Source organism: Mucilaginibacter hurinus (assembly GCF_003324525.1).
Lineage (GTDB): Bacteria > Bacteroidota > Bacteroidia > Sphingobacteriales > Sphingobacteriaceae > Mucilaginibacter > Mucilaginibacter hurinus.
On sequence record NZ_QGDC01000007.1, the window covers coordinates 155252 to 176484 of the forward strand.

Consider the following 21233-nt stretch of genomic DNA (forward strand, 5'->3'; position numbering starts at 1 on the left):
TTTATTATTTTTTTAATAAAGTATTAAATTCTATTAAATTGAAATAAATCGATATATAGTTCTATAAAGTTGAGTAAATATAAAATTAAAACTTTACTGCTGTATACCAAAGTTCAAATCGGTATTCAGTTTCAATTCTATGCACGCATAGTACCAGGCTGGTTTTTCTGCGTAAAATGTTTGAGTAGGCAAAAAAAGTAGTCAAAAAAAAGCGTCCCGGTAATTTACCGGGACGCCATAAAATAGCTTCTTAACTGTATTAGTTTGAGATACCTTCGGCCAAAACAGTAACCTTGTTATTTGATGCCTCAACTACGCCGCCTTTAATAAAAAAGGTTTCTTCTTTAGCAGCACCGCCGCGTATGGTAAGTTTACCATCCTGCAGCGTTGAAATAATAGGCGCGTGGTTATTTAATATCTCAAAAAAGCCCAATGTGCCCGGCAGAGTAACCGAGGTTGCCTCGCCTTCATAAACTTTTTTATCAGGTGTAAGAATTTCTAAAGTCATTTGTTGTGTTGTAAGTTGTGTGTTGTAAGCTGCAGGTGGCGTCTTACAATTATAACTCGTATATTCAGTTGTGTTACGAGTTATAGGCTTACAACCCACAACTCATAACTTACAACTTATTTAAGCATTAGCTTCCGCTAACAGTTTTTTACCTTTTTCAATAGCGTCTTCAATAGTACCAACCAGGTTAAAGGCTGCTTCCGGATATTCGTCAACTTCGCCGTCCATAATCATGTTGAAGCCTTTGATGGTATCTTTGATATCAACAAGTACACCTTGTAAACCGGTGAATTGCTCAGCTACGAAGAATGGTTGTGAAAGGAAACGCTGTACACGACGGGCGCGTGATACAACTAATTTATCCTCTTCAGATAACTCATCCATACCTAATATGGCTATGATATCTTGTAGTTCTTTGTAACGCTGTAACGTTTCTTTAACACGTTGCGCTGTGTTGTAGTGCTCATCGCCTAAAACAGCTGCGCTTAATATACGTGATGTTGAATCCAGGGGATCCACAGCAGGATATATACCAAGCTCGGCAATTTTACGTGAAAGTACTGTAGTAGCATCAAGGTGGGCGAAAGTAGTGGCGGGCGCAGGGTCGGTCAAGTCATCCGCAGGTACATATACCGCTTGTACTGATGTAATAGAGCCATTTTTGGTTGAAGTGATACGTTCCTGCATCACACCCATCTCTGTTGCCAGTGTTGGCTGGTAACCTACCGCTGACGGCATACGCCCCAACAGTGCCGATACTTCAGAACCTGCCTGGGTGAAACGGAATATGTTGTCAATGAAGAATAATATATCACGGCCTTTGCCATCCTCGCCGCCATCGCGGAAATACTCAGCGATAGTTAAGCCCGAAAGGGCCACACGTGCACGCGCACCCGGAGGCTCGTTCATCTGCCCGAACACAAAGGTTGCTTTTGAGTCTTTAAGCGCTTCAGTATCCACTTTGCTCAAATCCCAGCCACCTTCTTCCATCGAGTGCATAAATGCATCACCGTATTTGATAATGCCTGATTCAAGCATCTCACGCAAAAGATCATTTCCTTCACGTGTACGCTCACCTACACCGGCAAATACTGATAAACCTGAATATGCTTTTGCGATATTGTTAATTAATTCCTGTATCAATACGGTTTTACCTACACCCGCACCGCCGAACAAACCAATTTTACCACCTTTAGCATAAGGCTCTAAAAGGTCGATAACTTTGATACCTGTAAAAAGTACTTCAGTTTCGGTAGAAAGATTTTCAAATTTCGGAGGGGTATTGTGGATAGGGCGACCGTTAGATTTATCAAGGTTAGCGATACCGTCGATAGCATCACCCACCACATTGAATACACGACCTTTGATGCCTTCACCTATCGGCATTTTGATAGGGGCGCCTAAGTCTGTAACCGGCATGCCGCGTAACAAACCGTCAGATGAGTCCATCGCTACGGTACGTACACGGTCTTCGCCTAAGTGCTGCTGAACTTCAAGAATGATCTTCTGACCGTTTTCTTTAGTAATTTCTAACGCACTGTAAATTTTAGGAAGATGACCCTCATTAAAGCTTACGTCAACTACCGGACCGATGATCCGTGATATTTTTCCAATGTTTGGCATACTATAACCTTGATAATTTAATTTTTTATTGCTACAAACGGTTTGCAATAAAGCTACACCATTTTGAGGCGCAAAGTTATGATTTATAACCAAATATTTATATAGTGTTAATAACATTTTTATCAGGTTTTTTTGTTTAGCTATGTTGCTGATAAAGAATGTTTCACAGTTAATGGTTCATGTTACATGGCATGCTAAGTTATTGACAGGGCATCGTCCAATAATATCAGGCGTTATGGCTATAAACAATGAACTATTAATTATGAAGTATACGCATATGCCGAACGCAAAAAATACACTACTAAACTGCTCAGCATTCACTATTTTATTATCTTAGCAGCTTTTAAATATATCATGAATAAATTTTTCGGAACAGGGGTTGCTATGGTCACTCCGTTTCATGTGGATGGACAGGTTGATTACGACGGTTTAAAGGTACTGGTGGAGCATCTGATAAATGGGGGAGTAGAATACCTTGTTGTATTAGGTACTACCGGCGAAAGCGCCACCTTAAGCAGGGAAGAGAAGAAAAAGATATTTAAGTTAGTTGCCGAAGTAACCGATGGCCGTGTGCCGCTGGTTGCCGGTATAGGCGGTAATAACACCTATGATATAGTTGACCAGGTAGAGAACTTTAACGCTGATGGCTACGACGCCATCTTATCTGCCAGCCCATATTACAATAAGCCTACCCAGGAGGGGATTTACCAGCACTACGCGGCAATTGCTAAGGTAGCCAGGTTGCCATTGATATTGTATAACGTACCGGGCCGTACGGCAAGTAACGTTAGCGCCGAAACTACATTAAGACTAGCGGATGATTTTAAAAACATTATCGGTGTTAAAGAAGCTTCCGGGAATTTTGATCAGATAAACCAGATATTGCGGGATAAGCCCGAAAATTTCCTGCTTATTTCCGGCGATGATCCTATTACCTTCCCCATGATTGCATTGGGCGCGGCAGGTGTTATATCTGTTATCGGGAACGCACTGCCCCGGCAATTCTCAGATATGATACGCCTTTGCTTACAGGGTGATTTTAAAGCAGCGCAAAAAGGACATTTTAACCTGATTAATTTTACGCGCCTGATGTTTGCAGAGGGTAATCCGGCAGGTGTTAAAACAGCGTTAAAACAGTTAGGCATCTGCGGTGATAGTGTACGTTTGCCGCTAGTGCAGGTAAGCAGTAGTACTGCCGCCCTTATCTCTGCTGAACTACAAAAGATACAAGCATAAAAAAACCGGATTAGTATAATCCGGTTTCTGATAACTTTTTTGAGGTCAGTTGTTAAATGTCTTTCAGTTAAGCACCTTTGTTCTTCGTATCCTGTACTTCCAGGCGAATGGTTTGTGCTAAATTTTTAAGATCTTGTAAACCTTTACGTAAACGTGTTCCAGCGGCACTGTTGCCTTTACTGTAGAATTTGTCGGCATCCGCTTCTAACGATGCAACAAGCTCCTTAACTTCATTAAATTTTTTCATTTTAGGTTACTCCTTGTTTTAAATAATTGAGTTTAATTGTTTTACTGAAAGCTAATCTAAAATTGTTTTTAATTAAAAGCAATATCCAGACTATAAAAAAAGCCCTTTACCCAAGGTTTTTTTCCACATTTTCAGCCATTTAGGCATAATAAGCAACTTTTTAATCTATTACGGAATTGCCGCTATGTAAGTTGCGCTGATTTTTAGCTTTATTTCAGGCAACTTCCCTTTCCTTGTAAGCGCCTGATTTAAGTTTTTCGGCCATTTCGCTATAGGCATCCAATGTACGTTGCACGTCTTCCATGCTGTGCGTGGCGGTGGGTATCAAACGTAGTACGATCAGTCCTTTTGGTATAACCGGATATATCACTATCGAACAAAATATTCCGTAGTTTTCTCTCAGGTCGCGCGTAAGCGCGGTAGCCTCAAACAGGTCGCCTTTTAAAAACACTGGGGTAACCATGGTGTTGGTATTACCAATGTCAAATCCGCGCTCTTTTAAACCTTTTTGCAATGTAAGCGCTACGTCCCAAAGCTTTTCACGCAATTCCGGCTTCGATTTTAATAATTCAAAACGTTTACGCAGCCCTACAACCATTGGCATAGGCAGTGCTTTAGCAAACGTTTGTGAACGCATATTGTAGCGCATAAAGTCTATAATCGTTTTATCAGATGCTACAAAAGCGCCAATGCCCGCCATTGATTTTGCGAAGGTGCCAAAATAAACGTCTACCCCATCAATGCAGTCCTGCTCTTCATGCGTGCCGGCGCCGGTTTTGCCCATGGTTCCTAACCCGTGCGCGTCGTCAACCAACAGGCGAAATGTGAATTTTTCTTTCAGCTTAACTATCTCTTTCAGCTTTCCCTGTGCACCAGTCATCCCAAAAACGCCTTCGGTAATTACCAGTATAGCTCCGCCGGTTTGCTCAACCAGTTTAGTGGCGCGTTCCAGTTGTTTCTCGCAACTCTCCATGTCGTTGTGCTGGTAAACAAACCTTTTGCCCATATGCAGCCGTACACCGTCTATAATACATGCGTGCGATTCGGCATCATACACAATCACATCGTTACGATCAACCAGTGTATCAATTATGGATACCATGCCCTGGTAACCATAGTTTAGCAAAAAGGCCGATTCCTTGCCTACAAATTCGGCCAGTTCATTCTCCAGCTCTTCGTGCTGGCGCGTATTGCCCGACATCATCCTTGCGCCCATAGGGTAGGCCATACCATAATCCGCTGCAGCTTTTGCATCAGCTTCCCTTACTTCAGGGTGATTGGCCAGACCAAGGTAGTTGTTCAGGCTCCAAACAATATGTTCTTTACCGTTAAACTGCATGTGCGACGCTATCTCGCCTTCCAGTTTTGGAAAGGAAAAGTAGCCGTGCGACCATTTTTGATGCTGCCCGATAGGGCCGCCCATATTTTTATTTATTTTATCAAACAGATCCAAAGTAATTATATAAATAGTATTAAAAATTTTGCAAATATAACTGTTTCATCATGAATGGTAAATGAAAAAGCCTTTGTAATTACAAAGGCTTTTTAGTATTGTTTTGTGTCGATCAATCTACATTATCGTGCAAAAAGGAATTGTTATTCCTTATCTCGGTTTTTCCTTCATCATCAGGTAAAAGAGAAAAGCGTGACACCTGGCTTTCGTCAGATGCCGGTGTTTGCTGTAAAGCAATTTCCTTGCGTTTGTAGGCAGGTACATTTTCCATTTCCTGCAAGTTGCCTGAGCGCATCTTCATGCTGAGGTCTTTCAAGCGCATGATGCGCTCACGCGAAATGCGTAACTGCTCCTCCATTGATGCTTCAGTTTTGTGGTCGTCAGCACCAACAACTGGTTCCGGTTCCGGCTCTGGCTCTGGCTCGATGGCCACCTGGTTAAATTGAGTTTCTTCAGATAGCTTGAAAGTAAAGCCTGCTTCGTCAGCCTCTGTATCAGCAACCTGCTCAGGCTCTTCAGGCGTAAGATTGTATTTTACCACACCCTGCGGCTCGTCAGACGCGGAACGCGCGAAAAGGTCAAACAATCCTGTCTGTTTAGGCTCTTCCTTTTCCTTCATATAAGGCACCGCAACATCCGTTGCTTTAACCGGGGTTATAAATTCGTTTACCGGTTTTGCAACAGGTTCGTTTTCAGGTATCAGCATAGATACTATCTTTTTACTGCTGTTTTCCTTCTCGCGCTCGTCTTTGGTTTGGAAACCGGTAGCTATAATTGTTACTGATAATTTATCGCCCAGGTTCTCGTCGCTGCAATTACCCCATATCAGGTCGGCTGCCAGTCCGGCTTCTTCCTGTATGTAATCAGTAATAATGCTTACTTCGTCCATGGTAACTTCTTTGTCGCCAGAGCTGATGTTAAGCAAGATGTAACGTGCACCTTCTATTTCATTATCTTTTAGCAGTGGCGATGCCAGCGCACCTTCAACTGCTTTTAACGCACGGTTTTCGCCTTCGGCAGATGAGCTTCCCATTATGGATACGCCGCTGTCTTTCATAACAGTGCGCACATCTTTAAAGTCCACATTGATATAACCGGGCAGCGTGATAATTTCGGCTATACCTTTTGCAGCTGTAGTTAAAATATTATCAGCCTGCGCAAATGCCGAACTCATGGTGAGGTTGCCGAATATCTGGCGTAACCTGTCGTTAGATATCACCAGGTATGAGTCCACATATTTTTTCAATTCCTCCAAACCTTCCTCGGCCTGCATTTTACGGCGCTTGCCTTCGAAGGAGAAGGGAGTGGTAATAATGCCTACGGTCAGTATATCAAGCTCGCGTGCGGCTTTAGCTATAATAGGGCTTGCGCCAGTGCCCGTGCCGCCGCCCATACCCGCCGTTATAAACAGCATCTTGGTGTTTGGGCCAAGCATTTGTTTAATATCGTCAATATTTTCGATAGCAGAGTTTTTGCCAACTTCAGGTATTGAACCAGCGCCCATACCTTCAGTTAAACTGGCACCTAACTGAACTTTGTTAGGTATAGGGCTTAACTCCAACGCCTGTGCATCGGTGTTGCAAATTATAAAGTCGACACCGGTGATGCCTTGCCTGTACATGTGGTTCACCGCGTTGCCACCACCACCGCCAACACCAATTACTTTAATGATGGACGATTTTTCTTTTAACATCTCAAACTGCATATCCTTTGTTTTCAGTGTAATATGATTTGACGATCAGTTACAATTCTCTAACGTAATATTAGCGCATTTTCAACAATGTTTTTCCACAATTGTCAACATTGTGGAAAAGTTGTAATTTGTGAATAATTACTTCAAAAAGTCCTCGTCAGTTATATCGTCTTTTATAAACTTTTTACCGCTCTCTAATATTTTAGTTAACAAGCCAAACTTTTTTTCTTCGGCAAATTTTGTTTTCTCAGGTTTGGTTTCAGCTGTAGCCGGGATGGATACGTTGTTGTATTCCATTTTTTGTATGCCCTTTATCAAAAGGCCTATACCTGTAGCAAATGTGGGGCTTTGCAGCTCCTCGTAAATACCTTTAGGCAGTACTTCGTTTTTAGCAAGATGCTCATTAGGATAACCCACACGGCAATCAAGCCCGGTAACATACTCAACCAATTGCGGTAAATGTTTTAATTGCGCGCCGCCGCCGGTTATTACTATGCCTGCTATAAGTTTTTTCTCATAGCCCGATGATTTTATCTCATAGTATACATGCTCAACAATCTCTTCCATGCGGGCTTGTATTACATAAGCCAGGTTTTTAACGGATATCTCTTTCGGTTCGCGACCGCGCAAACCTGGTACGCACACTATTTCGTTCTCTTTATTCTCATCAGCCAATGCCGAACCAAAGCGTACCTTAAGCTGTTCGGCAATGTTACGCATCACAGAGCAGCCTTCGCGTATGTCTTCGGTAATGCTATTGCCGCCAAATGGAATAACGGCTGTATGCCTAATAATGCCCTCCTGGAATATAGCCACGTCAGTTGTGCCACCGCCAATGTCAACCAATACAACACCTGCCTCTTTTTCTTCGTCGCTCAAAACCGACTCTGACGAAGCAAGCGGCTCAAGTATAAGTTCCTGGCTTTCAAGCTGTGCTTTATTTACGCATTTAACAATGTTTTTAATGGCGGTAACCTGGCCAGATATAATATGGAAGTTGGCTTCGAGCCGTACACCAGCCATACCAATCGGGTCTTTAACGCCGGGTTCATTATCAACCGTAAACTCCTGTGGCAGCACATGGATGATCTCCTCACCCGGAGGCATTACCAGGTTGTACATATCCTCTATAAGCTTATCAATATCCTTGCGTGATATTTCGGTTTGCAGGTCGCGTCGTGTTATCAGTCCCCGGTGCTGCAGGCTTTTAATATGCTGACCAGCAATGCCAACATTTACCACGCGTATTTCAACGTTTGACTGCGTGCCGGCCACATCAACTGCCTGGGTTATGCCCTGCACGGTTTTATCAATATTGGATACCATACCGCGGGTAACACCTGCCGACTCGGCTTTACCAATACCTAATACCTCAATTTTACCGTTTTTGCTGCGGCGGCCAACAATGGCGCATATTTTCGTAGTTCCAATATCCAATCCCACTACGATCGGCGAACTTTTTTCCTGAGATAAACCTTTGTCCATTTTAGTGTTGTTTTATTTGAGATGAGTCGTTCTTTATTGCTGATATTATTGTCGAATCTATAATAGATGTAATCGTTTTGGTTTTTGCTGTATCTGCTTTCACCGTTGCTATACGCAGTGTACTGTCGCCCTTTACCCCAATAACCTGATTGGTGAATTTTATATTGATCATTTTATAAGTGTTCCAGCCAACTTTAGGCAGGGCCTGTTTATAAAATGCCAGCAGGTTACCAAATTTCACCTCCAGCGAGTCTGAATTGCCTAACAATATGCGCTGACTGCCCACCCGGGGTATTAACTCTATCTCGTGATTTTTGTTGACATAAATTTGAGCCACTTGCGCATCCCATAACGAGTCTTTGCGGATAAAGTCGGCAGTTTTGTATAGCGACAGCGCCAATTTAGTGTGCAGCGTATCTACACGATTTGCAAAAAGTTCATCAATGTAACCATTGGCGGCCAGTACCCTCGCGGTAAAATTGTTTGAAAGCGGGATTTTGAGCCCGTGCTGATCAACATAAAAGTCCTGGTCAAAACGGTTCATTACTCTTAATATGGGCACGCGCTGGCTTATCTCAACTTTTATAAGCCCATTCATTTCAATATAAACTTTGGCAAACTCTACAAAGGGGTTTGCCTTTAATTTGTTTTCAAGCTCATGAATGTTAATATTTTCCAGTTTGCGTCCTACCAATGTATGGCTGCTCATCTGCAAAATATTATCTACTTCCTGCTGATCAATAAAATATTGATTACCGGGTATGTACACCTTTACGCCGGTGCAAACCACTCCGGCTTTTTTTATCTCTATAAAACTCATGAGCGCAATGAGTCCACCCAGGCAAATAACCCAGGCAAAAACCCTAAATATGCCGCCCCACACGCTTTTACGAGACATTTTCTAATACTTTTTTTAAAGGTTGAACCAACTGATCTATATCTCCTGCACCTACAGTTAAAAGTAATTCAGGTTTCTCAGATTCTACAATGTCAATAGCTTCTTCTTTTCCACATTTACGTTTATTCCACATTTTCATCTTGCTGAGTACCAGCTCGGCATCCACGCCTTGTATAGGCAACTCGCGGGCAGGATATATGTCAAGCATCAGCAGTTCATCGCTCATATCAAGTACCTCGGCAAAGCCATCTGCAAAGTCGCGGGTACGTGTAAACAGATGCGGCTGAAATATAGTGGTAAGCTTTTTGTCAGGATACAGCTTTTTTACTGATGAAATAGTCGCCCGTAACTCTTCGGGATGATGAGCGTAGTCGTCAATAAAAACGTGCTTCTCATTTTTTACGATATATTCAAAGCGTCGTTTTACACCGGCAAATGAACCGAGGGCGCTTTTTATGTCATCAGGATTTACGCCGAGGCGCAAGGATACTTCAATAGCGGCTACCGCATTTTCTACATTATGCATTCCCGCTATTCCGAGCAAAATGTCACTGATGGTTACTTGTCCGTTACTGAAATCAAAATAATAGTTGCCGTTATCTATCCGTACATTTTTGGCTGCCGAACCTGCCTCGGTATTTACGCCATAGGTGTGTCCCCCATTCAGCGGCAGGCCCTGCTTGCGAATAAGCACTCCGCCCGGTTTTATCTGGCCCGCAAACAGGTTAAAAGATTCAGTTAAATGCGAATGGTCGCCATATATATCAAGATGATCGGCATCCATCGAAGTAATAACCGCGATATCGGGATGCAATGTCAGGAACGAGCGATCATATTCATCAGCTTCTACAACTACAATGTTGTTGTTGCCTATCAGTACGTTGGTGCCGTAATTTGTGGAGATACCGCCTAAAAATGCCGAGCAATCTTTACCCGAGTCTTTTAAGATATGCGTGATGAGGCATGATGTTGTGGTTTTACCATGTGTGCCGGCCACCGCTACTGCATACATGCTCTGGCTGATAATGCCTAACACCTGCGAACGTTTATGCAACCGGAATCCTTTGCGAATAAAAAAGTTTAATATTTTAGAATCTTTAGGTATAGCAGGAGTGTAAATAATTAACGTATCCTCGTCGGGCGTGGTGAAGCTCATGGGTATATTAGCTTCAGTGTCATCAAATACAATGCACATACCCTCATTGAGCAAATCGCTCGTTAAATCGGTTTGCGTTTTATCATAACCGCAAACAACACAACCCAGTTTGTGGAAATAACGGGCAAGGCCGCTCATGCCTATGCCACCTATCCCTACCAGGTAAACGCGTTGTATGTTATTTAGCTCCATCCTTTATCTTTTGATGTTTCCGAACTTACCGGTTACATCGGTACTATATTTAATCAGCGAGGTTGCCCACAACCAAAACTTTAAAAGGCCCCCCTTTTGGGAAGGGGGCCTAAGATTAATTGTTAATTGTTATTTGGGTAACTTCTTTAGCAATAACCTCATCAGCATCAGGCATAGCCAGCTTACTAATGTTGTTGCTTAATATCTTTTGTTTGTCTTTATCGTTTAATAACTCAAGTGTTTTGTCAACCAGTTTGGTTGCGGCATCCCTGTCCGCCACAAATTTTGCCGCGTTTTCCTGTACCAGCGCCAGGGCGTTTTTGGTTTGGTGATCTTCAGCCACATTAGGCGAAGGCACCAGGATAACCGGTTTTTTTACTACACACAGCTCAGCAATGGTGCCGGCGCCCGCACGTGATATAATAACGTCGGCAGCCGCATAGGCCAGGTCCATGCGGTTTAAAAATTCTTTTATTTTAATGTTAGGATGATAGTCAAGCCCCACTTGCTCAATTATCCCGTTGTAATAGTACTTGCCGGTTTGCCAAATTACCTGCACATCATTGGCCACAAATTTTTCAAGCCCGGCCTGTATGCTCGTGTTCAACGTGCGTGCACCAAGGCTTCCGCCTAATATCAATACGGTTTTTTTATGCGGCGAAAGGTTAAATAGCTCCAGCGCCTGTATATGTTTGCCCGCTATCGCTACTGACTCCTTACGGATAGGATTTCCAGTTTTAATAATCCGTTCTGCCGGGAAAAATTTTTCCATCCCGTCAAACGCCACGCATATCTTTTTTGCCTTTTTACCCAGCCACTTGTTAGTTATACCAGCATAGGAGTTTTGTTCTTGAATCAAAGTCGGTATGCCTTTTAGTGATGCCGCATATAACAAAGGGCCCGAGGCATAACCACCCACGCCGACAGCTGCATCCGGCTTAAAATCTTTTATAATTTTTAGCGCTGCACGCACACTGCTTAATAGCTTAACAGGGAACATCAGGTTTTTTAAAATGGAGCCGCGTTGTAAGCCCTGGATATTGAGGCCTTTTATACGGTAGCCTGCTGCCGGAACTTTTTCCATTTCCATGCGTCCGTTTGCGCCAACAAACAATATCTCGGTAGCCGGGTCTATTTTTTTTAACGCATTGGCTATAGCAATAGCGGGGAAGATGTGTCCTCCTGTACCGCCGCCGCTTATAATTATTCTTTTTGCCATTGCTGTTATCTATAAATACTATTTCTTAACCCGGTTTTATGCGGCTACTTCCCTTATTTCGCCAATAACTACTTTTTTGGGCTCCTCAATGTCCCTGCTTACAGATAGGATGATCCCAAACGCCACACTGGTAAACAATAGTGATGTGCCGCCCATGCTTACAAAGGGTAGGGGCACACCCGTTACCGGACCCAGGCCCACCGCTACTGCCATATTAGCAAATGCCTGTATAGTTAAACTAAAACTAAGGCCTGCCGCCAATAGCGCACCGAAGGCTTTTGGCGCTTTGGTTACTATTTTGATGCATCGGTAAAGTAAAAAAAGATAGATCCCTACCAATGTTACACCGCCCACCAGGCCATACTCTTCAATTATCGTTGCGTAAATGAAATCTGAATAAGGGTGTGGCAGGTAGTTACGCTCGGTGCTGTTGCCCGGGCCTTTCCCTAAAACCCCACCGCTTGCTATCGCAATTTTGGCATGATCACTCTGAAACGACTTATCCGGATCAGCTTTTTCCGGGTGCATGAAAGCCTCAATACGCGAGTAGTATGTGGCACGGCGGGGGCCAAGCAGCATTACGCCTGCCAGCAGGATACCACAGCCAAGGCAAACCACCGCAATTTGCTTAATACTTATACGCCCTATTATTAATAGTAAAATACTTACACCAAATAACATCAGTGCGGTAGAAAGATTAGCCAGCGCAATTAAGATAAATACGGCGCATACCGAGCCCATTATAGGTATAAATGAATTTTTAACGTCCTTAATATTTTCCTGTTTGCGCGAAAGGGTGCGGGCCAGATAGGTAATTAAAGCCAGTTTAGCCAAATCCGAGGTTTGAAAAGTTAAACCAGTGCCGGGGATGGCTATCCAGCGACTTGCATCATTCAGGTTATTACCAAACAATAGCGTATACAACAATAGGGGGATAGTCACTATCATCAACAACTTTGAAATACCCGAGTAATAGCGGTAATCCAACTTGTGTGAGATGTACATTAGCGCGATACCCGCAACAACCATAGCCAGGTGCTTTATCAAATATGATTCAGCTCCTGTGCCGTGTTTGTAGGCAATAGTACCGGTTGAAGAGTACACTGCCAGTAACGAAATAACAGACAGCACTATGACTATAAGCCATATCCAGCGGTCGCCTTTGGTGTTACTAAGTATCGCGTTCATGTTCCGATTTAATTGTTCCGATTTAATTGTTGTGATTTATTTGCCCTATTATTATATAAGTCATCGATTTTTCGTCTATGGACCATGGTCTGTGGACTTTTACTACAGCTCCTTTACTGCGTCTTTAAACTGGTTGCCGCGGTCTTCGTAATTTTTAAACAGATCAAAGCTTGCACAAGCCGGTGAAAGCAATACCGTATCGCCTTTAGCTGCAAGGTGAAAGGCAACTTGTGCCGCCTCCTGTGCCGAAAAGGTGTTTACTATTATCTCCACATCATCTTCAAAAGCGTCGTGTATGCGCTTGTTATCCCGGCCAAGGCACACGATAGCTTTAACTTTGTGCTTAACCAGTTCCTTTAGCATACTATAATCGTTGCCTTTGTCAACACCCCCAAGTATCAGTACAACATCGCTGGTCATACTCTCCAAAGCGTACCAGGTTGAGTTAACGTTGGTGGCTTTTGAGTCGTTAATAAAATTAATGCCTGATATGCGTGCAACAAATTCAAGCCGGTGCTCAATGTTTTTAAAGTTGCCCATGCTCTCCTTTATCGATCCCTCACGTAACTCCAATACCCTGGCTACTATGCCAGAAGCCATTGAGTTATAAATGTTGTGCTTTCCCTGCAGGGCTAATTCAGTAATTGACATTGTAAAATGTACTTGATTGGTTATGATGACAATATTGTCGTTTTCGAGATATGCTCCCGGCTGTAGTTTTTTTTTTATCGAGAACGGAAGGGTTTGTGCCGCAACAGCACGTTCCTGCATCCCTTTGGTTATCTCTTCATCGTCTGCACAGTAAATAAAATAGTCTGCCGCGGTTTGATTTTGAGTTATCCTGAATTTCGATGCCGCGTAGTTTTCAAATTTGTATTCGTAACGGTCTAAATGGTCAGGTGTAATATTTAACAGCACAGCTATATCTGCCTTAAAAGCGTACATGTCATCAAGCATATAACTGCTTAATTCCAGTACATAGTACTCAAATTGCTGTGTTGCTACCTGATAGGCAAAGCTATTACCTATATTACCGGCAAGGCCCACATTCAGTCCCGCGTTTTTCAACAGGTGATAAGTAAGGCTGCTGGTGGTAGTTTTGCCGTTTGATCCTGTTATACATATCATTTTAGCAGTAGTATAACGGCCAGCAAATTCAATTTCGGATATAACCGGTATTCCGGCATCTTTTATCTTTCTTATAATAGGTGCCTTGCCAGGTATCCCCGGACTTTTTACCACTTCTGCCGCCTTTAAAATCTCGTCTTCACTATGTTGTTTTTCCTCATAGCGGATATTCCAGCTTTGCAGCAGTTGTTTATACTTATCAGCTATTTCCCCTGAATCCGATACAAAAACATCATACCCCTGCTGCTGCGCAAGGTATGCCGTACCCGCACCACTTTCACCGGCGCCAAGTACAACAAACCTCATACGCCGGCCGTTACCCGGAAGGGTTGGGGCGTGATCAGTCTGTATGTTTTTGTTGGTATTCATTATTTATATTTTGTCTGTTACCCATTAAGGGGGCTTATCTTATCTCAACTTTAATGTTATTACTGATATGATGGCCAGCATAATACAAATGATCCAAAATCGTGTTACAATCTTTGCCTCGTGGTAGCCTTTTTTTTGATAGTGGTGATGTAAAGGCGACATCAGGAATATCCTGCGGCCTTCACCAAATCTTCTTTTGGTATACTTAAAGTACGACACCTGCATAATAACCGACATGTTTTCCATCAAAAACACGCCGCACAGTACCGGTAACATAAGTTCCTTACGTATCATTATAGCAAAAACGGCAATAATGCCGCCTATAGCCAGGCTTCCGGTATCACCCATGAACACCTGTGCCGGGTAAGAGTTGTACCACAAAAAACCAACGCAGGCACCTACAAAAGCACCGGCAAAAATTACAAGTTCGCCTGAGTTGGGTATGTACATTATATTAAGGTAGTCCGCAATAAGTGTGTTACCTGATACGTAGGCGAGGATAGCCAGGGTAACCCCGATAATGGCAGATGTACCTGTTGCCAAACCGTCAATGCCATCAGTTATATTGGCGCCGTTTGATACCGCGGTAATTATCAGGATTACAAAAAGCAGGAAAACTACCAAAGCATACTGCTGGTAGCCTTCGCCTGTAAATTTTAGTACTTTACTGTAATCAAACTCATTGTTTTTGTAAAATGGTAAAGTTGTTATGGTTGATTTAATGTCCTGGGTATAAACTGGCACATTGTCGCGCATATGAAACTTTACCGGTACATCATATATTACCGGTAGCTTTACCTCCTGGCGGATAATAATGTTATCATTAAAATACATCGTCCAGCCAATAAACAGGGCTAAAGTTACCTGGCCGGTAATTTTAAACTTGCCTGCCAGCCCTTCTTTGTTCTTTTTAAATACTTTAATATAATCATCCAGAAAACCAATGCCGCCCAGCCAGATAGTAGTTACCAGCATCATTATAATATAGATGTTCTCGAGCTTGGCAAATAACATAGTAGGAACCACAATGCCGGTAATAATGATCAGACCCCCCATTGTTGGCGTGCCCGATTTTTGCATCTGTCCTTCAAGCCCTAAGTTGCGTACAGTTTCGCCCACTTGTTTATAGCGCAAAAAGTCGATAAGCCGGCGGCCATAAACAGTGGTTATAATAAGCGACGTAATTACCGACATCGCCATCCTGAACGTAATGTATTGAAACACGCCGGCACCGGGTATGTGGTAATTTTTGTCTAAATACTCAAATAAGTAGTATAACATTAGCTTATTTGTTTAAACTGTTCAAGCAACTCTTCCATGTCGTCAAAATGGCTTTTTACGCCGTTTATCTCCTGGTATTTTTCATGTCCTTTGCCGGCAAGCAATATAATATCGCCCGGCTGCGCTAAGTGGCAAGCGGTTTTAATGGCCTCGCGGCGATCGGTGATGCTTAAAACGTTTCTCTTGAACGCGGCATCAACACCGTCTTTCATATCCTCAATAATTTTTGCAGGGTCTTCGCTGCGCGGATTATCTGAGGTTAATATCACTTTGTCGCTCCACTCACAGGCTACCTTAGCCATAGCCGGGCGCTTGGTTTTGTCCCTGTCGCCGCCGCAGCCTATTACGGTAATTACTTTCTCATTGCCTTTACGTATGTTATGTATTGTGCTCAATACGTTTTGCACGGCATCGGGCGTATGCGCGTAATCCACTATTCCTATTACTTTATTTGGGGCATGGATGTAAGCGAATCGCCCTTCGGCGCCGGTAAGTTTACTCAGGCTGGTAAGTACTTTGGCCTTATCCTGGTCAAGCAGCATAGCTGCCGCGTACACGGCAAGCAGGTTATAGGCATTAAATGAGCCCACCATCCTAAACCAAACCTCCTCATTATCTATATTGAGCAATAAGCCGCTAAACTGGTTTTCCAAGATCCTTGCACGATAATCGGCCATGCTTTTTAGCCCGTACGACTTTTTATGTGCCCTGGTGTTTTGAAGCATTACATTGCCGTTCCTGTCATCAATGTTTGTAAGTGCAAATGCACTTACCGGCAGCGCATCAAAAAAGGCCTTTTTAGCGTCGCGGTAAACATCAAAGGTTTTATGATAATCTAAGTGGTCATGCGTGAGATTGGTAAATATGCCGCCTGAAAATTGCAGGCTTTTTACGCGTTGTTGCGAAATGGCATGTGAGCTAACCTCCATAAAGCAGTAGTCGCAGCCCTGGTTAACCATATCATTTAACAGTTCATTCAGCGCTACTGGATCAGGCGTGGTATGGGTTGATGGTATTATCCTGCCGTTTATTTGATTATCAACGGTGGATAATAAGCCGCACTTGTATCCCATATCCCTGAATAACTGGTAAAGTAGCGTGGCAACAGTGGTTTTGCCGTTGGTCCCGGTCACGCCAACCAGTTTAAGTTTTGCTGAAGGGTTGCCGTAAAAATTAGCAGCCGCAATGCCCAGGGCTATAGCCGAGTCTGCTACCATCAGTACATCAAATTCGCCGGTAACATGCCCGGGTAATTCTTCGCAAATGATGGCAGAAGCGCCTTGTTGAATAGCCTGTTGGATATAATCATGCCCGTCAACCTGTGTGCCTTTTACGGCCACAAACAACGAGCCCGGTATTGCCTTACGCGAGTCAAAAACTACTGCTGTGATTTCCACATCAGCACTTCCCTGCAACTCGGTAAAGGCCAACCCCTCAATTATATCGCTTAAGTATCTCATTGCAGTTGTAAAATAATTTTTGAGCCTTTAGGGATTACGCTTCCGCCCGTTACCGATTGATTTTTTACTATGCCGCTGCCTCTTACAGCAACTTTGTAGCCGGAATTACCCATAGCAAATAAGGCATCGCTAAGGCCCATGCCTATTACCGACGGCACCGCGCCCTTTTTGTACTTAGTATCTTCAAAAGCTATACCGCTGCTGGTATCTACGCCATGGTCAATAGCTGTATTTGATGCATATAGCGGTTTAACACCGAGTTTTTTGTACACATGTTTCAGTGCTCTTAAATTGCCCTGTTTTACACTTGGCAGGGTAGTGTTGCCCACCAGGTGGGTAACGGGCTGTTCCTGGTTTATCTTCATATCACTGGAGTAAACCTTATCGGCAATTTCCCTGAATACCGGGCCCGCTACCAATGCACCGTAATAGCCATTTTTGGGGTCGTTTATCACTACTATGAGTGAGTACTTGGGTTTATCTGCCGGAAAGTAACCACAAAAAGATGCCTGGTATTGCTTGTTAGCCTTATAACCCCTGTTAGCATCTGCTACCTGTGCGGTGCCTGTTTTACCGGCAATGCGGTATAGCGGATTGTAAATGATGTTTTTACCCGTACCTTCGCTTACCACCCCTTCCAGCATCTCCTGCATTTTCTTCAGTGTTACATCTGAGCACATCTTAGGGTTGATAACACGGGCCTGAAAACGTTCTACTGTGTTGCCCAGCCTGCGTATCTCACGAACAAAAATGGGCGATACGTATTTGCCGTTATTTGCTATAGCATTGTAAAACGACAGCATTTTTAACGGGGTAAGCTGCATTTCATATCCATATGCCATTTGTGGCAAAGTCATGTTTTTGTTCCAACTGCGGTTGTTGGGGTTTTTAACCACCGGCTGCGCCTCGCCCGGAATTTGCAAACCCAGTTTTTCGTTTAAATGCCACCTGTATAAGTGATCGGTAAATTGTTTTTGATTTTCACGGTAATTGGTATTCACCAGGTAGGCTATAGCCGCGTTTGATGATTCCTGGAATGCTTTTTTTACCGATACCCGACCAATGCTGCCGTGGCTGTCCTTAATAATGTGACCCGGAATTGGATAGTTGCCCGTATTTACCATGGTGTTGGTATCCACCTTGTTATCCTCTAGCAGCGCCATATACGAGGCTACTTTAAAAGTTGAGCCGGGATCCTGGTTGCCTGCAATAGCGTAGTTAAATTTCTCTTTATATACGCCTTCTTCTACCTTGCTGAAGTTTGCAACCGCGCGTACCTCGCCGGTAGCAACCTCCATAAGTATTACCGCGCCATGGTCGGCATTGCTTTTTATCAGTTGTTTTTCAAGCGCGCCTTGGGCAAGTGCCTGAAAATTAATATCAATGGTCGAAATAATATCTGCGCCTTCTTTGGGTGCTACATCGTACTCGTCACTCACGGGCATCCAGGTGCCACCTGCTATACGGTGCATCAGGCGTCGGCCGGTTTCTCCGTTTATATAGCTGGCGTAGGCGCCCTCAAGACCTACAGGGTTTTGTACATTTTCGTTTTTATAACCTATAGTACGTGCCGCCAGCGATTGGAAAGGCATAATGCGTTTGTTTTTTTGCACGGCTATTAAACCACCTTTATACTTTCCAAGGTTAAATATGGCAAACTTGCGTACTTTTTTAAGCTGCTGGTAGGTTACTTTACGTTTTAACAAAAAGTAGCGCGATTTCTCTTTTCGCTCTTCACGCAAAATGCGTGAGTACTGCCGGGCCGACTTATCACCAAAAAAACCCGAAAGCTGGTTGGCCAGTGAGTCAACTTTTTCGTAAAAAATATGGTCGTCTTCTATGCCGCCGGCCATCATATCAACCCGCAGTTCATACTCCGGTACCGAGGTAGCCAGCAGGCTGCCGTCAACAGAAAAAATGTTGCCACGCCCTGCCTCTACATCCATATAACGCATAGATAGGCTGTCGGCCATGGAGCGCCACTTTTTGCCTTGCACAAACTGCACGCGGCAAAGCTGTACCACAACGGCGGCAGCAAACAGCAGGATCAACCCGAATGCAAGGTAAACCCTAAGCAATATGTTAGTCCTAATTCCCATTGTTAACCTCCTTAACTGTTATTTTTAGGGGCGGCGCAACCGGCTGGTGTATACCCAGCGTATCAGTGCGTTTGGCTACTTCAGATATAGTGCTTTTATAGGCCAGTTCGGCCTTGGCTGATTTAAAGTCCCACGTAAGTTCTTTCACTTCCTTGCTTACTTTATCAATTTCACGCAGGTTTTTTTCGGCCATGTGCCGGTTTGCAATGTATAGCATGCATAAAAAGGCAACATATAACACAAAAGGGAGTGCGTTGGTGGCTTCTTCGGTAGTTACAAACCCCTTGCTAAAAAACTGGGTTATAAAGTTGTCAGGAATTTCCCTCACGCGTGGCTTTTCCTCAACTATAAGCTCTTTTTCAGCTTCCTCTTCCTGAATTTCTGTACGTAAACGGTTCGTCATTTTTTTACAGCTATTCTAAGTTTCGCACTTCGTGCGCGGTTATTTTCGTTTATCTCTTCATTTGTTGCTGTTATCGCACCGCGGCTCACAGCATCAAGCGGCTTTTGGTCATTACCGTAAAAATCTTTCTCCACTTCACCGCTGAATTTGCCTTTCGCGATGAAGTTTTTTACCAGCCGGTCTTCAAGTGAGTGGTATGACATTACCACTAAACGCCCGCCCGTGGCCAGCACATCGGCAGATTGTATCAAAAAATCCTTAAGCGCTTCCAGTTCCTGGTTTACTTCGATGCGAAGCGCCTGGAATACCTGCGCCAGGTATTTGTTTTCTTTCCCTTTAGGAATTAAGTTAACGATAGCATTTTTCAGATCGGCAACAGTTGCTAAGGGCGTATTAAGCCTGGCTGTAACAATTGTTTTGGCAAGCGACTTTGCATTTTGTATCTCGCCATAAATGCCGAAAATTCGATGTAACTCGGATTCGGTATAATTATTTACTACATCCTTTGCGCTCAGATCGCCATTCTGGTTCATACGCATATCCAGTTCGGCATCAAACCTTATACTGAAACCGCGCTCGGCCTGGTCAAACTGGTATGATGATACTCCCAAATCGGCCAATATTCCGTTTACTGGTAAGGCATTATGCAAGCGGCAAAAGTTTTTCAGGTAACGGAAATTTTGATCCACGAAGATGAAACGTTCATCGTCAGGTATATTTTGCTGCGCATCGGCATCCTGGTCAAACGCCAGCAGGCGGCCGTTTTTGCCCAAGTGTTTTAATATTTCGCGTGAGTGTCCGCCGCCGCCAAAAGTTACATCAACATAAGTGCCGGCCGGATCAATGTCCAGCGCGTTGATACATTCATGAAGCATTACAGGCGTATGGTAGTTACTCATCGTCACCTCCTTCAATGATATGCGACAGTTGCTGCGCCAGGTCGGCCATGTTTGTTGGCGTTTCGTTCATCATTTTATTGTAGGTGGTAGTGTTCCAGGCCTCAATACGGGTGAACAGGCAGGTAAGGGTCATTTCGTTAGTAATGCCCGCATACTCCAATAGTTGTTTGGGGAAAAGGACGCGGCCCGCACCATCCAGTTTCAGGGGAGTGGCGCCGCGTGTTAATAGCCGCAGGAATGTGCGGCTTTTCTCGTCGTATTCACTAAGTTTGCTAAGTTTTTTAACTTTTTTGTCCCACTCAGCCTTAGGATATATGTTTAATTGTTTTTCAAAACCGCATAGTGCGATAAGTCCGTCATCCTTCACACCAGGAAGCTGCTGCACCAGGTCAGAGGGCACCAGCAGGCGGCCTTTGGTATCCAGTTTACATACATATTCTCCTATTAATTGTGACATTTTCGGACTTCCGGTAATCTTTGTAACGTAAAAGTAAATTACTTTTACCACTTTATACCACTTTTACCCACCAAAAGTTTTCAACATTTTTTTTGGCCGGGACCGATTTGCTTTTTGAGGACGAAAAAACGCTGTTTTTGAGTGGGTTATGGCGTTTTTTGACGACGAAGGAAAATATCAGTGTTACTCTGAAACGCTACGAGGGCAGGCAGAAATTTAAGGTGTTAAAAAATGAAATT

The 21233-nt window shown here is 43.6% G+C and carries 18 protein-coding genes; 1 reads left to right on the forward strand and 17 read right to left on the reverse strand.

Features of this window, described 5'->3' with window-relative positions; all coding sequences use genetic code 11:
• Nucleotides 1–259: 259 nt before the first annotated feature.
• Together atpC and atpD are read right to left on the reverse strand one after the other, a co-directional pair.
• Nucleotides 260–508: an ATP synthase F1 subunit epsilon gene (gene atpC, locus DJ568_RS13520; RefSeq protein ID WP_114005817.1), complete on the reverse strand. Its 249-nt coding sequence runs from the start codon at nucleotides 506–508 to the stop codon at nucleotides 260–262.
• Between the two features lie 120 nt (nucleotides 509–628).
• Nucleotides 629–2131 carry a F0F1 ATP synthase subunit beta gene (atpD, locus tag DJ568_RS13525; RefSeq protein WP_114005914.1) on the reverse strand — a complete coding sequence of 501 codons (1503 nt, stop codon included), beginning with the start codon at nucleotides 2129–2131 and terminating at the stop codon, nucleotides 629–631.
• A gap of 354 nt (nucleotides 2132–2485) precedes the next feature.
• On the opposite strand from atpD, the gene dapA reads away from it, so the two are divergent.
• On the forward strand, nucleotides 2486–3367 hold the full coding sequence (dapA, locus tag DJ568_RS13530) for a 4-hydroxy-tetrahydrodipicolinate synthase (RefSeq protein ID WP_114005818.1): 882 nt from the start codon (nucleotides 2486–2488) through the stop codon (nucleotides 3365–3367).
• A gap of 67 nt (nucleotides 3368–3434) precedes the next feature.
• Here dapA and DJ568_RS13535 read toward each other — a convergent pair whose 3' ends face one another.
• From DJ568_RS13535 to DJ568_RS13605, 15 genes are all read right to left on the reverse strand, one after another.
• Entirely contained in the window at nucleotides 3435–3614 is a 180-nt protein-coding gene (locus DJ568_RS13535) for a histone H1 (RefSeq protein WP_114005819.1), read from the reverse strand.
• A gap of 214 nt (nucleotides 3615–3828) precedes the next feature.
• Nucleotides 3829–5067: an aminotransferase class I/II-fold pyridoxal phosphate-dependent enzyme gene (locus DJ568_RS13540; protein ID WP_114005820.1), complete on the reverse strand. Its 1239-nt coding sequence runs from the start codon at nucleotides 5065–5067 to the stop codon at nucleotides 3829–3831.
• Between the two features lie 112 nt (nucleotides 5068–5179).
• The gene (gene ftsZ / locus DJ568_RS13545; protein WP_114005821.1) at nucleotides 5180–6772 is read right to left on the reverse strand and encodes a cell division protein FtsZ; all 1593 of its coding nucleotides are present in this window, start codon (nucleotides 6770–6772) and stop codon (nucleotides 5180–5182) included.
• Between the two features lie 126 nt (nucleotides 6773–6898).
• Complete coding sequence (gene ftsA / locus DJ568_RS13550) at nucleotides 6899–8245, reverse strand: cell division protein FtsA (RefSeq protein WP_114005822.1); 1347 nt, start codon at nucleotides 8243–8245, stop codon at nucleotides 6899–6901.
• A gap of 1 nt (nucleotide 8246) precedes the next feature.
• Complete coding sequence (locus tag DJ568_RS13555) at nucleotides 8247–9143, reverse strand: cell division protein FtsQ/DivIB (protein ID WP_114005823.1); 897 nt, start codon at nucleotides 9141–9143, stop codon at nucleotides 8247–8249.
• Nucleotides 9133–10491, reverse strand: coding sequence for a UDP-N-acetylmuramate--L-alanine ligase (gene murC / locus DJ568_RS13560; protein ID WP_114005824.1), 1359 nt, complete (start codon nucleotides 10489–10491; stop codon nucleotides 9133–9135). The genes DJ568_RS13555 and murC overlap by 11 nt, the downstream gene beginning before the upstream one ends.
• Before the next feature lie 115 nt (nucleotides 10492–10606).
• The gene (gene murG / locus DJ568_RS13565) at nucleotides 10607–11710 is read right to left on the reverse strand and encodes an undecaprenyldiphospho-muramoylpentapeptide beta-N-acetylglucosaminyltransferase (RefSeq protein ID WP_114005825.1); all 1104 of its coding nucleotides are present in this window, start codon (nucleotides 11708–11710) and stop codon (nucleotides 10607–10609) included.
• 36 nt (nucleotides 11711–11746) lie between these two features.
• Nucleotides 11747–12898 (reverse strand): FtsW/RodA/SpoVE family cell cycle protein, encoded by a 1152-nt coding sequence (locus DJ568_RS13570; protein WP_114005826.1) that lies wholly within the window; start codon nucleotides 12896–12898, stop codon nucleotides 11747–11749.
• 102 nt (nucleotides 12899–13000) lie between these two features.
• Entirely contained in the window at nucleotides 13001–14395 is a 1395-nt protein-coding gene (murD, locus tag DJ568_RS13575; RefSeq protein WP_114005827.1) for a UDP-N-acetylmuramoyl-L-alanine--D-glutamate ligase, read from the reverse strand.
• 39 nt (nucleotides 14396–14434) lie between these two features.
• Nucleotides 14435–15676: a phospho-N-acetylmuramoyl-pentapeptide-transferase gene (gene mraY, locus DJ568_RS13580; protein WP_114005828.1), complete on the reverse strand. Its 1242-nt coding sequence runs from the start codon at nucleotides 15674–15676 to the stop codon at nucleotides 14435–14437.
• The gene (locus DJ568_RS13585; RefSeq protein ID WP_114005829.1) at nucleotides 15676–17136 is read right to left on the reverse strand and encodes a UDP-N-acetylmuramoyl-L-alanyl-D-glutamate--2,6-diaminopimelate ligase; all 1461 of its coding nucleotides are present in this window, start codon (nucleotides 17134–17136) and stop codon (nucleotides 15676–15678) included. Before DJ568_RS13585 ends, mraY begins: the two co-directional genes overlap by 1 nt.
• Nucleotides 17133–19235 (reverse strand): penicillin-binding protein, encoded by a 2103-nt coding sequence (locus DJ568_RS13590; protein WP_114005830.1) that lies wholly within the window; start codon nucleotides 19233–19235, stop codon nucleotides 17133–17135. The genes DJ568_RS13585 and DJ568_RS13590 overlap by 4 nt, the downstream gene beginning before the upstream one ends.
• A complete protein-coding gene (locus DJ568_RS13595; protein WP_114005831.1) occupies nucleotides 19225–19638 on the reverse strand; it encodes an FtsL-like putative cell division protein in 414 nt (137 codons plus the stop codon). Before DJ568_RS13595 ends, DJ568_RS13590 begins: the two co-directional genes overlap by 11 nt.
• A complete protein-coding gene (gene rsmH, locus DJ568_RS13600) occupies nucleotides 19635–20537 on the reverse strand; it encodes a 16S rRNA (cytosine(1402)-N(4))-methyltransferase RsmH (RefSeq protein ID WP_114005832.1) in 903 nt (300 codons plus the stop codon). Before rsmH ends, DJ568_RS13595 begins: the two co-directional genes overlap by 4 nt.
• Nucleotides 20530–20994 carry a division/cell wall cluster transcriptional repressor MraZ gene (locus DJ568_RS13605; protein WP_114005833.1) on the reverse strand — a complete coding sequence of 155 codons (465 nt, stop codon included), beginning with the start codon at nucleotides 20992–20994 and terminating at the stop codon, nucleotides 20530–20532. Before DJ568_RS13605 ends, rsmH begins: the two co-directional genes overlap by 8 nt.
• Nucleotides 20995–21233 lie beyond the last annotated feature (239 nt).

Coding starts and splice junctions, on each gene's coding strand:
- murG (WP_114005825.1), bottom strand. CDS start 11,710: ATGGCAAAAAGAATAATTATAAGCGGCGGCGGTACAGGAGGACACATC.
- ftsA (WP_114005822.1), bottom strand. CDS start 8,245: ATGGACAAAGGTTTATCTCAGGAAAAAAGTTCGCCGATCGTAGTGGGA.
- DJ568_RS13595 (WP_114005831.1), bottom strand. CDS start 19,638: ATGACGAACCGTTTACGTACAGAAATTCAGGAAGAGGAAGCTGAAAAA.
- DJ568_RS13585 (WP_114005829.1), bottom strand. CDS start 17,136: ATGAGATACTTAAGCGATATAATTGAGGGGTTGGCCTTTACCGAGTTG.
- DJ568_RS13605 (WP_114005833.1), bottom strand. CDS start 20,994: ATGTCACAATTAATAGGAGAATATGTATGTAAACTGGATACCAAAGGC.
- dapA (WP_114005818.1), top strand. CDS start 2,486: ATGAATAAATTTTTCGGAACAGGGGTTGCTATGGTCACTCCGTTTCAT.
- ftsZ (WP_114005821.1), bottom strand. CDS start 6,772: ATGCAGTTTGAGATGTTAAAAGAAAAATCGTCCATCATTAAAGTAATT.
- atpD (WP_114005914.1), bottom strand. CDS start 2,131: ATGCCAAACATTGGAAAAATATCACGGATCATCGGTCCGGTAGTTGAC.
- rsmH (WP_114005832.1), bottom strand. CDS start 20,537: ATGAGTAACTACCATACGCCTGTAATGCTTCATGAATGTATCAACGCG.
- murC (WP_114005824.1), bottom strand. CDS start 10,491: ATGGAGCTAAATAACATACAACGCGTTTACCTGGTAGGGATAGGTGGC.
- DJ568_RS13570 (WP_114005826.1), bottom strand. CDS start 12,898: ATGAACGCGATACTTAGTAACACCAAAGGCGACCGCTGGATATGGCTT.
- DJ568_RS13590 (WP_114005830.1), bottom strand. CDS start 19,235: ATGGGAATTAGGACTAACATATTGCTTAGGGTTTACCTTGCATTCGGG.
- murD (WP_114005827.1), bottom strand. CDS start 14,395: ATGAATACCAACAAAAACATACAGACTGATCACGCCCCAACCCTTCCG.
- atpC (WP_114005817.1), bottom strand. CDS start 508: ATGACTTTAGAAATTCTTACACCTGATAAAAAAGTTTATGAAGGCGAG.
- DJ568_RS13555 (WP_114005823.1), bottom strand. CDS start 9,143: ATGTCTCGTAAAAGCGTGTGGGGCGGCATATTTAGGGTTTTTGCCTGG.
- mraY (WP_114005828.1), bottom strand. CDS start 15,676: ATGTTATACTACTTATTTGAGTATTTAGACAAAAATTACCACATACCC.
- DJ568_RS13535 (WP_114005819.1), bottom strand. CDS start 3,614: ATGAAAAAATTTAATGAAGTTAAGGAGCTTGTTGCATCGTTAGAAGCG.